Here is a 15,297-nt window from a genome sequence, read left to right on the forward strand (position 1 = left end):
AAGATAAAACTAAAGGGCATGAGTCCGGTTCAATACCGAACACATACCCTGCAGATTGCTTAAAACTTCGTGTCTAACTTTTTGGGTTCACTTCATTCATCTTTAATAGTCTTTTTATCATTCATTGTTACTTATCCAAACTAGTTACCAAAGATTGCTTCTCATCATAACGCTCAATTGCTAATTGAATCAAACGGTCCACTAACTCTGAATATGGAACCCCTGTCTCTTGCCACATCACGGGATACATGCTAAACGGTGTAAATCCAGGTAGTGTATTAATCTCATTGATTAAGATCTCCCCGTTATCCCTACGCAGGAAGAAATCTACACGAGATAAGCCAGTACAATCTAGTGCTTGATATGATTTTATCGCCATTTCTCGTATTTGCTTCGTTTGCTCTTTTGTAAGTTTAGCTGGAACCTCCATCGCCGACTTACCATCTATATATTTGGCTTGATAGTCATAAAAATCGCCGGATGAAATAATTTCGCCTGGAAGGGAAGCTTGTGGATCATCGTTTCCAAGCACAGCTACTTCGATTTCACGAGCGGGGATAAACTCTTCGACTAATACCTTACGGTCATAACGATAAGCCAATTCCATTGCTTTCTCTAACTCACTACGATTATTTGCCTTCGAGATTCCTACACTTGAACCCAAGTTAGCAGGCTTCACAAAACAAGGATACCCCAGCTTGTCTTCCACTTCACCCAGCACCGCTTCTTTCTGCTTAAAGAAACGACTGCGTAGATAATAGACATATTCACCTTGTGGCAAACCTGCTGAAGCACACACCATCTTCGCCATTACCTTATCCATCGCCACAGCAGATGCGAGCACCCCTGCCCCTACATAAGGCACATTTGCCATCTCAAACATTCCCTGAATCGTTCCATCTTCGCCATATGTACCATGTAAAACCGGAAACACAACATCCACAAACTCATTCGTTAGTGCAGGTAATTGCTTTCCTTTAGCAATATTCGTAACAGCTGGCAATTGAGATTGTAGTTGATCCAGCTTCTCAGCACCTAGACTCTCTTCTAGAGTCGGGAAAGAAGTCGTTCCAACCTGCCATGCTCCCTCTTTCGTAATCCCGATAGGAAGCACTTCATATTTCTCTAAGTCCATCGCCTTCATCACCGAAGCCGCGCTAATTAACGACACCTCATGCTCTCCCGACTTCCCACCATAAACGACAGCCACTCGCAACTTCTTCTGCATGTTCCCCCAGCCTTTCTTTATGTAATTTTAATCAACAGACTCAACCCCTACCTCATCCTCACCATCACTCACACGCCTCATAATCTCTCCCCAAAGCTCATCTCTCCCCACCTTCGTCTCCGAAGAGAAAAGAATCACCGGATCACTCGGCAAAACATTCAGCGTCTGCTTAACCACTTTCAAATGCTTCTGCCAATGTCCCTTCGTAATCTTGTCCGCTTTCGTCGCAACAATGATAACCGGGATGCTATGATGCTTTAAAAATCGATACATAGAGATATCATCCTGAGATGGAGCATGACGCAAGTCTACGATTTGAATAACCGATCGAAGCGGCTCACGCTTAGTAAAATAAGTCTCCAGCATTCGTCCCCATGCTGCACGTTGCACTTTGGAAACTTTTGCATATCCATAGCCCGGCACATCGGCAAACATCACCTTTTGATTCACCGAAAAGAAGTTAATCGTTTGTGTTTTCCCAGGTCTCGAGCTGGTATGTGCCAGTTTCTTTCGATTAATCATGGCATTAATCAGAGATGATTTGCCCACGTTGGAACGCCCAGCCAGAGCAATTTCTGGCAGGGCGTCTTCTGGATATTGACTTAACTTAACTCCACTTGTTATAAAATTCACTTCAGTTATCTTCATTCGGATCCCTCACAAGCGCGATTTTCAACACTTCATCCATGTGTGAAACCGCAGTAAACGTTAAACCTTTCTTAACGCTCTCTGGTATTTCAGCAATATCTTTTTCATTATCTTTTGGAATGACGATATGAGTAATTCCTGCTCGGTGTGCGCCTAAGGCCTTCTCTTTCAAACCACCAATCGGTAGCACTCGTCCACGCAAGGTTACTTCTCCTGTCATCGCTACAAATCGAGAAACAGGTATATTCGTTAAGGCAGACACCAAAGCAGTCGCCATCGTGATCCCCGCAGACGGACCGTCTTTTGGAATCGCTCCTTCAGGCACATGAATATGAATATCATTTTTCTCATGAAAATCAGCTTCCACACCTAGCTCATTCGACCGTGAACGGATGTAGCTAAATGCAGCTTGAGCGGATTCTTTCATCACATCGCCTAATTGACCGGTCAGAGTGAGTCTCCCTTTTCCGGGATATAACGAAACCTCTACTGCTAATGTATCTCCGCCTACCTCTGTCCAGGCAAGACCTGTTGTCACTCCAATTTGGTCTGTATCCTCAGCTCGGCCGAAGCGGAATTTCTCTGTTCCTAGATACTGCTCCAAATTTTTAGGTGTGATGACTACTTTCTTCTTCTCTCCTGCTACGAGTTGCTTCGCTGCCTTACGACAAAGCGTACCCACCGTCCGCTCTAAACTACGCACGCCGGCTTCTCTCGTATAATTACGAATCAGTTTGAGAATCGTGTCACCGTGAAGCTGCATCTTCTCACGAGATAGTCCATGTTCTTTCAATTGCTTCGGATACAAATATTTTTTCGCAATCTGTTCTTTTTCCACTTCCGTGTAGCCTGATATGGTAAGAAGCTCCATCCGATCTAATAAAGGCCTTGGAATGGTGCTGATCGAATTGGCAGTTGTGATAAACATCACTTTGGATAAGTCATACGGAACTTCCAAATAGTGATCACTAAAAGTAGAATTTTGGTTTGGATCCAAAACTTCTAATAAAGCTGCACCTGGATCTCCACGGAAGTCCATGGCCATCTTATCAATCTCATCCAGAAGAAACACAGGGTTGTTAGAACCTGCTGTCTTCATTCCTTGAATGATCCGGCCCGGCATGGCTCCCACATAAGTGCGACGATGCCCACGAATCTCCGCTTCATCACGAACGCCCCCTAAGGAAATCCGGACAAATTTACGGTCAAGAGCTCTCGCTACGGATCGAGCCAGCGACGTTTTCCCTACTCCAGGTGGTCCAACTAGACAAAGGATCGGCCCCTTCATCTCATTCACCATCTTTTGAACAGCTAGGTACTCTAACACGCGTTCTTTCACTTTCTCTAATCCATAATGATCTTCATCTAATACTTTTTCTGCTTTTAACAAGTCCAAATCATCTTCTGTAAATAAATTCCACGGGACATCTAATAACCATTCGATATAAGTGCGGATCACGCCGCCTTCTGCAGAAGAAGTAGGAATTTTTTCGAGTCGATCTAATTCCTTTTCCACTTTTTCTAACACATCCGGAGGAAGGTCGACTTCTTCCATTTGGTCACGAAGCTCTTCAATTTCTCCAGCACGGCCTTCTTTTTCACCTAGCTCTTTCTGGATCGCTTTCATCTGCTCACGGAGATAATATTCTTTTTGCGTCTTCTCCATTTGACGCTTGACACGACTGCTTATTTTTTTCTCTAATTCGAGAACTTCTTTTTCATTATGAAGAAACCCAAGTAATTTCTCTAGGCGAGCTTTTACATTGGCTTCTTGTAAAATTTCTTGTTTATCTGCCATCCGAATTGGAAGATGCGAAGCGACCAAATCGGCCAAACGGCCTGGCTCTTCGATATCCGACACAACCGAATGGGTCTCAGTCGATATTTTCTTGGTTAAACGTAAGTATTGTTCAAAATAATCGAGAACGGATCTCATAAGTGCCTGTAAATCAACACTTTCTTCTACCTCATCCTCTATCGTGATGACAGATGCTTGTAAATACTCATCTCCATCTTCCAAACTTATTAGGCGAGCTCGTTCTAATCCCTCAACTAACACACGAATAGTACCATTTGGTAGCTTCAACATCTGTCTAACTTTGGCAACAGTACCAATATCATAAAGATCCTCGCGAGTAGGGTCCTCTAGTTGAGCATCTTTTTGTGTAATAAGGAGGATTTGACTATCTTCCACCATAGCCTGCTCTAAAGCTTGAATCGATTTCTCCCTTCCCACGTCCAAATGAATTACCATGCTTGGATATACAAGTAATCCCCGGAGTGGTAGAAGCGGCAGGTTACGTTCTTCTTCTTTTCCAGCCATAAATGCACCTCCACTTGCTGTCTGTACAAGGAACCAAACTTTGTACGATTTTATCCTATTCGATTTCTTTTGTCTATGACAAAGCAAAAGCCGGTACTCCCAAGTATTTCTTAGCACCGACTTTATACCCCTTCAACCAAAAAAGTGGCCTAACTTCTTAAAAGGCAGACGTTGTCCAAACTCCTTGAGGATTGGGCAGAATCAAGGATCCCGTTTCTTCTTGAACAACAGGCGTGAGCGCATGCTGGAATACCTCTTCTAGGAGTTGGACAGGAATTACCTCAACCCCTTCCATCCTCTCTAAAATATCCTGCATATTCTCCATCGGAATAATGACTTTTTTCGCTCCTGCATGCATCGCTGCTTCTACCTTCGCGATCACACCGCCGATCGGTTTTACCTTTCCATGAATCGAGATCTCACCTGTCATGGCTACTTCATTACTAATCGGAATCTCCTTGACGGCTGAGTAGATCGCAGTTGCGATCGTTATACCCGCTGATGGACCATCGATAGGCGTTCCACCTGGAAAATTAATATGAAGGTGATATTCATCCGGATTAATATCTGTATTTCGCAAAACCGTAATGACATTTTCAACCGAACCGCGAGCCATACTTTTACGCCTTATGGTTCTTCCGCCACCACCCATTTCTTCTTCATCCACGACACCCGTAATTTGAAGCGAGCCCTTCTCTCCTGGAGCTACAGGAGTAGAGGTAACTTCCACCTCTAAAATCAGCCCCATATTCGGTCCATGCACCGCAAGACCCGTTGCCAGACCCACTTTCGCACTTTCGGGCATTCTGCCGTCTGGGCGTGGGCTTAACTGGCTACTATGAACCACCCACTCCACATCCGCCTTTGTTATCATACCACGTCCCTCAGTCATCGCGACACTAACTGCCGTCTGCACCAAATTTACTGCATCACGGCCATTCATCGCATAGCGAGTGATCACATGAACCGCGTCCGGATGATATGCGAAGTGAACACGTTCCAATGCTTGTGTTGCCACTCTTTCAATCTCACCTGCAAGCAGAGGGCGGAAAAATATTTCCACACAGCGGGAACGGATCGCAGCCGGAATCTCTTGTGGGGTCCGCGTCGTTGCTCCAATCAACCGAAAATCAGCGGGTAATCCATTTTGAAAAATATCATGAATGTGACTTGGGGTGTTCGAGTCTTCTGAGCTATAGTAGGCACTTTCTAAAAACACTTTGCGATCTTCTAGCACCTTCAATAACTTATTCATCTGGATCGGATGAAGCTCCCCAATTTCATCAATAAACAACAATCCACCATGTGCCTTGGTTACAGCACCTGGTTTAGGCTGTGGAATCCCCGCCATTCCCATGGCTCCTGCGCCTTGGTAAATCGGATCATGGACACTGCCGATGAGCGGATCTGCAATTCCTCGCTCGTCAAAACGGGCTGTAGTCGCATCAATCTCCACAAATTTAGATTGTTCTCCAAAAGGGGAACAGGCGATTTTCTTCGCTGCTTCCAATATCACGCGGGCAGCAGCTGTCTTCCCTATCCCTGGAGGTCCATAGATAATGACATGTTGCGGATTCGGTCCACAAATAGCCGCCTTGAGCGCTTTTACACCATCTGTTTGCCCTACAATCTCTTCTAAGTTAGCGGGCCGTGTCTTCTCTGCAAGCGGAACCGTAAGCTTCATTCTACGTAGCTTTGCCAGCTTCTCCAGTTCTTTTCGTGATTCACGATCAACCGCACTTTTGCTAGTTTGTTGATTCCGTAACAAATTCCAAAAATAAACGCCTATAATAACCGAGAACACAATTTGCAATACCATCAACAAAGCAGTAAAACTCATCCTCGTCCATTCCTTCCCTGTTTTACATACAGTTAGTATGACCGTGGAAGGAAAGGGATATTTACCTTTTTTTCATATACATATCAAAAGCCCAGTGAAGCATTGGTATTACTGGATAATCCCACTCACCCATCAGCTCACATGCATCACCTGCATAGCCTAATCGGAAACGTAACATTTCAAATAGAGGATCTTTATCGTTGAGCTTCGTGCTAATTCCGCGGAAGTCATACATTTGATCGCCTCGTTCATAGCTATCTGCAATCATCTTCCAACGCAACAAATAACTCGCAGGGTGATCGGACTTCCCTAATTTAGCACTATATAACTCTTCCGTATGTCCTCTTACATGAATCGCTAAACAAGCGGCCAGTAATTGTTTATCTTGAATTGCCATATAGAGACGAATCCGTTCTGGACACTCCTGACGAAGTGCTCGAAACATCTTTTCAAAATATGTACTTTGTCTTGCCTGTGTCTGCTCTTGTTGTGCCGTATGTGCTAAAAGATGGTAGAAATCTTCAAAATCTTTTTCCGTTCCAACCCGAACTTCTACTCCTTCCCACTCAGCTTGATTAATTTTCTTTTGCCAAATAGGGTCAAATTCGGAGAACAGGTCGTCCAACGATTTTCCAGACAATCGCAAACGAAACACATATTGTGGTTGAACCGAATCAAAGCTCTCGACCACTGCATTTTGTTGCCATCCCATTTCATTTAACTCTTGTTGGATAAATTCAACACTGTTAAAAGTGGTGTCTGAAACCAAATCCGTCATTCGCTTATTTTTGATTCCATGGGTTTGGTACTCGAATATTCCTTCTTTAATGGAATGACTTGACCAAGTTCGCTTAATTAAAGGAGGGTCCATCTTCACACTAAAAACATGTCGACTTTTTAAGTGAGCAAATAAAGGGGCAAACCAATCCTCTAACTTATAATCCTGTGAAAACCAATCAATGAGTGGTCCACGAGGTATGTATGCTAAATATTTATTTATTCCAGGAACTTTCCGATACAAGATAACAGCAGCCCCTACCATGTGTGCATCTTTCGAATACCACCCCAACAATTCACTCGACCATCTCATCTCTGTCTTTAAGTCAGCCCACGATGGGTACTGTAAAAAGTTTCGATAGGGATGAGTATCGGCAAACTTCACAAATCGCTTCCGATCGACTAACGAAATCTTCAACAACACGAGGTACCGTCCTTTCCAAGAATGATAGCTTTATAGATTCATTTGCTAATTAGTGAACTATCTATATTTATGTAAACTATTTTAACATAAATAAAAAGAAAGATGTCAGAAAGAAAGCACCCACCCTAAGGTAGATGCTTTCCATTGCATACGTTATGCACTCTCTTCTTTTTTCTTGCCAGACTTCCCATCTTTAACGGTATATAAAGTGGGCTTCGTCTTATTGATAACCGTCTCTTTTGTGATGGTACACTTCTCAACATCCTCGCGAGAAGGTAATTCGAACATCACATCAAGCATGATTGACTCGATGATTGCTCGAAGGCCCCGCGCACCTGTTTTCCGCTTAATCGCTTCTTCTGCAATTGCTTGAAGTGCATCTTGATCAAACTCTAATTTCACCTGATCTAGCTCTAGTAGCTTCGCGTACTGCTTCACTAAAGCATTTTTAGGCTCTGTTAAAATTTGAACCAAAGCACCCTCGTCTAACGGCTCTAAGGTGGAAATCATCGGCAAACGACCTACGAACTCTGGGATTAGTCCAAATTTTAGTAGATCCTCAGGAAGGGATAAACGTAAATATTCGCCTGGCTTCAGATCTTCTACTTTCTCTTGATCTGTTCCAAAGCCAATCACTTTTTTCCCGATCCGGCGCTTAATAATCTGCTCTAAGCCATCAAAAGCACCACCACAGATAAATAACACATTGCTTGTGTCAATCTGGATGAACTCCTGATGAGGATGCTTTCGGCCTCCTTGTGGAGGTACGCTAGCAACAGTACCTTCTAAAATTTTCAAAAGTGCCTGCTGAACACCTTCACCCGACACATCACGTGTAATAGAAGGATTCTCAGACTTACGAGCAACCTTATCAATCTCATCTATGTAGATAATTCCTCGTTCTGCCTTCTCCACATCATAGTCAGCAGCTTGAATTAACTTGAGCAAGATATTTTCTACATCTTCCCCAACATACCCAGCTTCCGTGAGTGAAGTTGCATCCGCAATCGCAAAAGGCACATTGAGAATACGAGCCAATGTTTGAGCTAGCAAGGTTTTCCCGCTACCTGTAGGCCCGATCATCAAAATGTTACTCTTCGATAGCTCTACATCATCTGACTTCTGAGAACTATTTACTCGCTTGTAATGGTTATAAACCGCTACAGAGAGAGCCTTTTTCGCTTGATCTTGCCCAATTACGTATTGATCTAGAATCTCACGAATTTCTAGGGGCTTAGGAAGATTCTTGAGGTCAACTTCTTCTTCACTTCCAAGCTCTTCCTCTACAATCTCATTACAAAGCTCGATACACTCGTCGCAGATATAAACACCTGGACCTGCTACCAGCTTACGCACCTGATCCTGAGATTTCCCACAAAAGGAGCACTTTAGCTGTCCTTTTTCTTCGTTAAACTTAAACATCCAGATCACCCCTTTCTGATGATTACCGGGTGATTACCTCGTCTACCAAGCCATACTCTTTGGCTTCCCTAGCATCCATGAAGTAATCGCGGTCGGTATCCCGTGCGATTCGTTCGATTGGTTGTCCGGTTTGAACCGACAAGATCTGGTTAATTTGTCTCCGTGACCTCAAAATCCAGTCTGCATGAATCTTTATGTCTGAAGCTTGACCACGCGCTCCACCAAGAGGCTGATGAATCATGACTTCACTGTTCGGGAGAGCAAAACGTTTTCCTTTTGCCCCAGCTGTGAGAAGAAATGCCCCCATACTAGCCGCTAGTCCAATGCACATCGTAGATACATCGGGCTTGATGAAGTTCATCGTGTCAAAAATTGCCATTCCAGCGGTTATCGAACCACCAGGAGAGTTTATGTACAAATGAATGTCTTTTTCTGGATCTTCTGCTGCTAAAAATAGGAGTTGAGCTACTACCAGATTTGATACATCGTCATCAATCTCTGTACCCAAAAAGACAATACGATCTTTGAGGAGACGAGAGTATATGTCATACGAACGTTCACCACGGTTCGATTGCTCTACAACCATCGGCACGACAGGCACAGTGTCCACCTCTCTTATATGTATTCTTATTTAGAAAACAAGGCACGTATGCACCGCGCCTTGTTTTTTCTCTCCCTAATTCCATTATGCCGTAACTTTGCTGTTCAATACAAGTAGGTCCACAGCTTTCTTCAAACGCAACTGTGTGCGAACTTGCTCGATGCTACCTTGAGCTTCTAAAAGTGTACGGATTTCTGCTGCATCACGCTTCATTTCTTCCGCCATGATTGCAATCTCTTGATCGATATCTTCTTCACTTACTTCGATGTTTTCAGCTTTTGCTACTGCTTCTACAACGAGATCAGCGCGTACTTTCTTCTCAGCGTCCACTTTAAATTGCTCTTTCAAAGTCTCTACTGATTGTCCAGTGAACTGAGTGTAAAGCTCCAAATTCAATCCTTGGTAGGAAAGGTTTTGTTCGAAATTACGAAGCATTTGTTCCACTTCACCATCCACCATAACAGCTGGAACTTCTACTTCTGCTTTTTCAGAAGCTAAGTCTACTACAGAAGTACGGATATAGTTTTCTTTATCCTTCTCAGCACGCTCAGCCATGTTTTTCTCTACATCTGCTTGTAATTCAGCAAGTGTTTCGAAGTCGCTTACATCTTGTGCAAAATCATCGTTCATCTCTGGTAAGTTTTGGCGTTTCATTTCGTGTAGTTTCACGCGGAAAGTAGCTGCTTTTCCAGCCAAGTCAACAGCATGATACTCTTCTGGGAATGTAACTTCAACATCCTTTTCTTCGCCAAGACCCATGCCTACTACTTGATCTTCAAAACCTGGGATGAAAGAGTTTGAGCCGATATCAAGAGAGTATTGCTCTCCTTTACCACCTTCGAAAGCCACGCCATCCACAAAGCCTTCAAAGTCAATCACAGTACGGTCGCCTTGTGCTACAGTGCCTTCTTCAACTGGCTCCCAAACTGCTTGTTGTTTTTGCATACGGGTTAATTCTTCTGATACTGCTTCTGCTTTTACAGAGAAGTCTTTTTCTGCTACTTCAAGACCTTTATAGTCGCCTAGTTTTACTTCTGGCTTCACAATAACGGTTGCTTTGAAGATAAGTGCTTGGCCTTGCTCCAATTGTTCGATATCCACTTCTGGACGATCTACTGGTTCGATGCCTGTTTCGGCTACTGCTGCTTCATATGCTTCTGGCAACAAGATATCAAGTGCATCTTGGTAGAGGGATTCTACACCAAAACGTTGTTCGAAAAGAGCACGAGGTACCTTCCCTTTACGGAATCCAGGTACATTTGCTTTCTTTACTACTTTTTTAAACGCTTGATCAAGACCTTCTGCAACCTTTGTAGAATCTACTTCTACCGTAAGTACTACCTTATTTGCTTCTACTTTTTCAAAACTTGCTTTCATCATTAGCAACCTCCTGCAATCTATTAAGTAAGGAATCACTTTTCCTTGGCATGCCGCTTCTGTATGCAACGCAACCACTATATTATATGGCACAAAAGCCCTTTTTTGCAACAGAATCTGCTGACGCATCCCCTACTCTCTCATAGTGAATCTATTCTACTACAGAAATAAAGCCCTGAGAAGGCAGAGGGATTAATCACGCCTCTTAATCGAATTTCGAAAAATTTTCACTCTGAAAACCGTAACTTAGTAGTATAATGAATGTATATGAACTAAGTAGATAATCTGGTCAATAAGGAGTGATTCCTATCAAACGCCCATCCAGTAAACCAACTTCTAACTTCGAAACAGTAGATTTAGAGCTCACTCTTCTACAAGATGAGCCTGAGGAGGAAACCATGATACAGCCCACTCAATCAGTAGAACTTCCATCCAAGGGTGACAAAAAAGAGAAAATCCATGAAAAAATTAAGCATGCTTTATCTCTAATCGATCAAAGCTTTGGAACAAGTGTACAGTTATATGTAAAAGATGAAACAGGAAACAAAGATCTAATGAAACAATTACTCTATATTGAACAAGAGCTACGTGACATTCAAAAACTAGTAGATGAAACAAAATAAAACCATACATACAAAAAAGCCTTCGATCGGTACATCCGAAAACGAAGGTTTTTTTGTATGTAAATAAAATTTACCATTTTAACAAATGATAAATGCATCATCAATTAGGAGATGTCGCACATGGACCGCGCAAATTCCATTTCTATCGTTCATATTTCCATGATCGGTCTCGTCGCAATTGGATTCAAAAGTCATGTCCTTGTAATCCCACCACTTATTCAAACAGCGGGCCGAGACTCTTGGATGACTCCTATCATCATCCTGTTTGTAGCCTTGCTGTGGGCACCTCTATTAATGTATATACATAAAAAAACACAAGATCAAAACCAATCATTGTTCCTTTGGCTTAGAGATCATATCGGAAAAATCCCTACCTATATTATTTCGTTCCTTGTTATGCTCGAATGCATGTCCATTGTCGCTTTTGCCTTAAACGATACCATTGTTTGGACCAGCATATCCTATCTCCCAGCCACACCCAATTATTTCCTTACAGTGATATTAGCGACTACCTCTTTTTACTTAGCTCTCAAGGGATTAAAAACTCTCGCTGTAGTCAATTTTGTGCTCATTTTTGCCATTGTGGCATTCGGTTTTTTCGTCAGCATTAGTAATATACAAGTCAAAAACTACTCATTACTCATGCCTTTCTTAGAAAATGGAATAGGGCCCGTTTTAAAAGGTTCGATCTATCCAGCTTCTGGCATAGTCGAAATGGTCATCTTTCTTTTGCTTCAGCACAGAATCAAAAAGCCATTGAAATACAAACATCTTGCGTGGAATATCGTCCTCCTATCTTCTTTAGCAATAGGGCCGCTTATGGGAGCTATTATTGAGTTTGGTCCGAAGGAAGCAGCACGATTACGATACCCCGCATTTGAAGAGTGGGGGCTGGTTCAGCTCTCGGAATTCATTGGGCACCTTGATTTTTTATCTATTTATCAGTGGCTATCAGGAGCCTTCATCCGGATCTCCTTATATCTGATTATCATAGCGGAGATTTTCCCATTGCAAAAAAAACAAACGAGAAAATGGATGATGTTTGGCGTCATCGCGCTTTCCACGATCCTCGTTTGCATAGGAGCAAGTGACACCGTATTTTACAAATGGGAAAAAATATTGTTTCTCCCACTTACAGCCTATATATTTTTTTCCATCTCTCTCATATTAGGATTCAGTGTTTGGCTGGGTAGTAAAAAGTCTAAGAAAAAAGCGCAGGGGTGATTCGTATGAAATTTAATTTTAGAAAAAAACAAACCAAAAATAAAGCCCTTAGCGACCTATTAACCGACTCCCATCCAAAGCAAGAACCTCTGAATGAAAGCACCTTACGTAAACTATTTCAAAAAAGTCCAGATGTCCACTTTCAAGAATACCTAGTTGGAGAACCTTCACAGCGGGTTCTACTCATCTTTTGCTCCGGCATGGTGGACCCAGAGACAGTGACTCATCTACTACTTGATCGCATCAATCAATTTTTAGATACACTCGATCCTCACGACGAAATTACGGATACTCTTGTACAAGAAAAGTTACATGTACCGAATGTTCAAGAAATCCACCTTGCAAGTGAAGTCATATCCGAGGTGTTTTCTGGAAAATCTATCCTCTACTTTGAAAATACAGATTACCTTTTTTCAACCAATCTATCGAAACGACCACAACGAAACCCCGAAGAAAGTAAGATGGAAGTTACCATTAAGGGGCCCCGTGATAACTTTATTGAAGATCTCACAACCAATATCGCACTTGTCCGCAAACGCCTTAAAACAAATTCCATGTGTGTCGAATTTTTCGAAGTTGGAAGGAGAAGTAAAACAACTATTTCTCTTCTATATATGGATGATATCGCTAATCCAGGCTTACTAGAAAATATCCGAAAAAAAATTGAGGCAATCGATATTGATGCCATTTATGGTGGAAATCAGCTTATGGAGTTAATCGAGGATAACGGGAGACTCTTTCCGCTTCACAACTACACCGGCAGGCCTGACTTTGTCGTTCAATCTCTTTTAAGCGGGAGAGTTGTGATCCTTCTCGACGGTGTTGCATATGCCATTATTATTCCATCCAATATCTTATTACAGTTAAAGACGGCAGAGGATAGCGAATACACAGCCATATACAGTTCCTTAGCGAGATTTCTTCGATTTATAGGGGTCTTCATCGCCACACTCCTCCCTTCATTTTGGGTGGCTGTTACCGGATTCCATCAAAATCAAATCCCTTTTGCCTTATTGACCACTATTATTGAATCACGAATGGGAGTCCCCTTACCGATCCCGCTGGAAGCTCTCTTGATGTTGATTCTATTTGAACTATTTCGTGAAGCTGGCTTACGACTTCCGATTGCGATTGGTCAAACATTAAGTGTAGTAGGCGGACTCATCATTGGTGATGCCGCCATACAAGCAGGGCTCACAAGTCCCGTAACAGTCGTTGTCATCGCCGTTTCTACCATTGCTACATTTACTCTTGTGAACCAGTCTATTATCGGTGCTATCAGCATCTTACGCGTTCTTTCTCTCATCTTGGCATCCATTTTTGGTCTATTTGGCTTCTGCCTTTCGTTCTTCTTCATTTTGATTTACTTGGCCAGCCTACAAACGTTTGGCTACCCTTATTTGGAGATAGCTACTAGAGCAAGCTTCTCCCATTTCATGAAATCGTTATTTCGCCTCCCTACTGATAAATACATTAGTCGTCCACAGGAGTTTCATCCTAAAGACCCGACAAGAAAAGGAAGCGACAAAGGATGAAAAAGAAATTACTACTCATGATGGTTCTCCTCTTATTATTCCCACTAACGCTTTCGGGTTGTTGGGATCTAAATGAGCCTGAGCAAATGGTGTATGCAAATGGGCTGGGTGTCGATTTTAAAGATGGCATGTATACCGTCTACTCCCAGCTATTTGATCTTGGAACATCTGGAAAATCAGACCAAGCCCGTCCCTCCAGTCCCCATGGCGAAATCATTTGGGGAGAAGGTCGGGATGTGGATGAAGCCGTTTTTAATGTTTATAAATCAAGTGATCGAAAAATATTTTGGGGTCATCTCTCATTTGTCATTATGACAGAAGCAGCTATCAAGCATGGTGGGCAACAGGAGCTTGTAGATATGCTGGATCGTTTCGTAGAAATTCGTTATCATCTATGGTTTTATGTCAGTCACGCACCTATTAAAGATCTTCTCGTAGCATCCAATTATCCATCTAGTTTAGATAACCCAAAAACGATTTTTGAACAAGGCTCATTTGTAAAACCCGTTACTATGAGAGAAGTGATTATTAAGCTGGATGAACCTGGACATGAAGCGATTATTCCAACCGTTAGCATTACGCCTAATCGGATTGAAGAGAAAGAGGAGGTTACCTCTGGTATTCGCCTTCACGGAGTTACCATCATCACAAATCATGGCTATAAAGGATTTTTAACGGAGGATGGGGCAGTCGGCCTTAGATGGCTAACAGATAAAACAAAACGTGGGCAGATTTCCATACACAAAGATGGAAAACCAGCCGCATCTATTATCGTCCAAAAGCTAAACACAGATATTATTCCATCTGTACAAGGAAACCAAGTCCGATTTGATCTTAAAATCAAGGGAACCGCCGTTGTAAGTTCACTCTATCAAAAAGTAGATCTTGACTTTTTAAATAAAGAGATTTCCAAAAAAGTAGAAGAAGAAGTCATGCATACCTACAAGGAATCGATGAAGTATGATACAGATATTTATCGACTTTCTGAAAAACTGTATCGATCGGACGTAAAATCATGGAAAAAAATTTCGCAGAATGGAAAAATCCCATTGAACAAAGACTCCATTCGTTCCATGCAAGCAAAGGTTGATCTTCGTTACACCAACCAGTTGCATTTGGTGCCCTCACTAGAGTAGGACACTGTAAATAACTCGTTCCATAGAAAAAAGACGAATCCTTCAAATGAAGTGAACCCAAAAAGTTAGACACAAAAGTTTAAATAACCTGCAGGGTATGTGTTCGGTATTGAACTGGACTCATACCTTTTAGTTTTAT

12 protein-coding genes are annotated in these 15,297 nt (G+C 42.4%); 4 read left to right on the plus strand and 8 right to left on the minus strand.

Features of this window, described 5'->3' with window-relative positions; translation table 11 throughout:
• Positions 1-127: 127 nt before the first annotated feature.
• The 8 genes from EDD57_RS13415 to tig form a co-directional block, all read right to left on the minus strand.
• Positions 128-1,228 carry a D-alanine--D-alanine ligase gene (locus tag EDD57_RS13415; protein WP_131849923.1) on the minus strand — a complete coding sequence of 367 codons (1,101 nt, stop codon included), beginning with the start codon at positions 1,226-1,228 and terminating at the stop codon, positions 128-130.
• A gap of 27 nt (positions 1,229-1,255) precedes the next feature.
• Complete coding sequence (yihA, locus tag EDD57_RS13420; RefSeq protein WP_131849924.1) at positions 1,256-1,876, minus strand: ribosome biogenesis GTP-binding protein YihA/YsxC; 621 nt, start codon at positions 1,874-1,876, stop codon at positions 1,256-1,258.
• Positions 1,863-4,199 (minus strand): endopeptidase La, encoded by a 2,337-nt coding sequence (gene lon, locus EDD57_RS13425; RefSeq protein WP_131849925.1) that lies wholly within the window; start codon positions 4,197-4,199, stop codon positions 1,863-1,865. Before lon ends, yihA begins: the two co-directional genes overlap by 14 nt.
• Before the next feature lie 157 nt (positions 4,200-4,356).
• Positions 4,357-6,039 carry an ATP-dependent protease LonB gene (gene lonB / locus EDD57_RS13430; RefSeq protein WP_131849926.1) on the minus strand — a complete coding sequence of 561 codons (1,683 nt, stop codon included), beginning with the start codon at positions 6,037-6,039 and terminating at the stop codon, positions 4,357-4,359.
• 61 nt (positions 6,040-6,100) lie between these two features.
• The gene (locus EDD57_RS13435) at positions 6,101-7,240 is read right to left on the minus strand and encodes a lipid II:glycine glycyltransferase FemX (RefSeq protein ID WP_131849927.1); all 1,140 of its coding nucleotides are present in this window, start codon (positions 7,238-7,240) and stop codon (positions 6,101-6,103) included.
• Positions 7,241-7,393: 153 nt separating this feature from the next.
• Entirely contained in the window at positions 7,394-8,662 is a 1,269-nt protein-coding gene (gene clpX / locus EDD57_RS13440) for an ATP-dependent protease ATP-binding subunit ClpX (protein WP_131849928.1), read from the minus strand.
• Positions 8,663-8,684: 22 nt separating this feature from the next.
• On the minus strand, positions 8,685-9,263 hold the full coding sequence (gene clpP, locus EDD57_RS13445) for an ATP-dependent Clp endopeptidase proteolytic subunit ClpP (protein WP_131849929.1): 579 nt from the start codon (positions 9,261-9,263) through the stop codon (positions 8,685-8,687).
• Positions 9,264-9,347: 84 nt separating this feature from the next.
• Positions 9,348-10,640, minus strand: a complete 1,293-nt coding sequence (gene tig, locus EDD57_RS13450; protein WP_131849934.1) for a trigger factor — start codon at positions 10,638-10,640, stop codon at positions 9,348-9,350.
• 398 nt (positions 10,641-11,038) lie between these two features.
• Here tig and EDD57_RS13455 point away from each other — a divergent pair, with 398 nt between their 5' ends.
• The 4 genes from EDD57_RS13455 to EDD57_RS13470 all read left to right on the plus strand — a co-directional run bounded on the left by EDD57_RS13455 (position 11,039) and on the right by EDD57_RS13470 (position 15,158).
• Positions 11,039-11,263 carry a hypothetical protein gene (locus EDD57_RS13455; protein WP_131849930.1) on the plus strand — a complete coding sequence of 75 codons (225 nt, stop codon included), beginning with the start codon at positions 11,039-11,041 and terminating at the stop codon, positions 11,261-11,263.
• Between the two features lie 120 nt (positions 11,264-11,383).
• Entirely contained in the window at positions 11,384-12,487 is a 1,104-nt protein-coding gene (locus EDD57_RS13460) for a GerAB/ArcD/ProY family transporter (protein ID WP_165873832.1), read from the plus strand.
• A gap of 5 nt (positions 12,488-12,492) precedes the next feature.
• Positions 12,493-14,022, plus strand: coding sequence for a spore germination protein (locus EDD57_RS13465; protein WP_131849932.1), 1,530 nt, complete (start codon positions 12,493-12,495; stop codon positions 14,020-14,022).
• Positions 14,019-15,158 (plus strand): Ger(x)C family spore germination protein, encoded by a 1,140-nt coding sequence (locus tag EDD57_RS13470; RefSeq protein WP_131849933.1) that lies wholly within the window; start codon positions 14,019-14,021, stop codon positions 15,156-15,158. The genes EDD57_RS13465 and EDD57_RS13470 overlap by 4 nt, the downstream gene beginning before the upstream one ends.
• The last annotated feature ends 139 nt before the right edge of the window (positions 15,159-15,297 follow it).

Origin of the sequence: Baia soyae (assembly GCF_004341445.1) — a bacterium.
Classification (GTDB): domain Bacteria; phylum Bacillota; class Bacilli; order Thermoactinomycetales; family Thermoactinomycetaceae; genus Baia; species Baia soyae.

Coding starts and splice junctions, on each gene's coding strand:
- EDD57_RS13415 (WP_131849923.1), bottom strand. CDS start 1,228: ATGCAGAAGAAGTTGCGAGTGGCTGTCGTTTATGGTGGGAAGTCGGGA.
- yihA (WP_131849924.1), bottom strand. CDS start 1,876: ATGAAGATAACTGAAGTGAATTTTATAACAAGTGGAGTTAAGTTAAGT.
- lon (WP_131849925.1), bottom strand. CDS start 4,199: ATGGCTGGAAAAGAAGAAGAACGTAACCTGCCGCTTCTACCACTCCGG.
- lonB (WP_131849926.1), bottom strand. CDS start 6,039: ATGAGTTTTACTGCTTTGTTGATGGTATTGCAAATTGTGTTCTCGGTT.
- clpX (WP_131849928.1), bottom strand. CDS start 8,662: ATGTTTAAGTTTAACGAAGAAAAAGGACAGCTAAAGTGCTCCTTTTGT.
- tig (WP_131849934.1), bottom strand. CDS start 10,640: ATGAAAGCAAGTTTTGAAAAAGTAGAAGCAAATAAGGTAGTACTTACG.
- EDD57_RS13455 (WP_131849930.1), top strand. CDS start 11,039: ATGATACAGCCCACTCAATCAGTAGAACTTCCATCCAAGGGTGACAAA.
- EDD57_RS13460 (WP_165873832.1), top strand. CDS start 11,384: ATGGACCGCGCAAATTCCATTTCTATCGTTCATATTTCCATGATCGGT.
- EDD57_RS13465 (WP_131849932.1), top strand. CDS start 12,493: ATGAAATTTAATTTTAGAAAAAAACAAACCAAAAATAAAGCCCTTAGC.
- EDD57_RS13470 (WP_131849933.1), top strand. CDS start 14,019: ATGAAAAAGAAATTACTACTCATGATGGTTCTCCTCTTATTATTCCCA.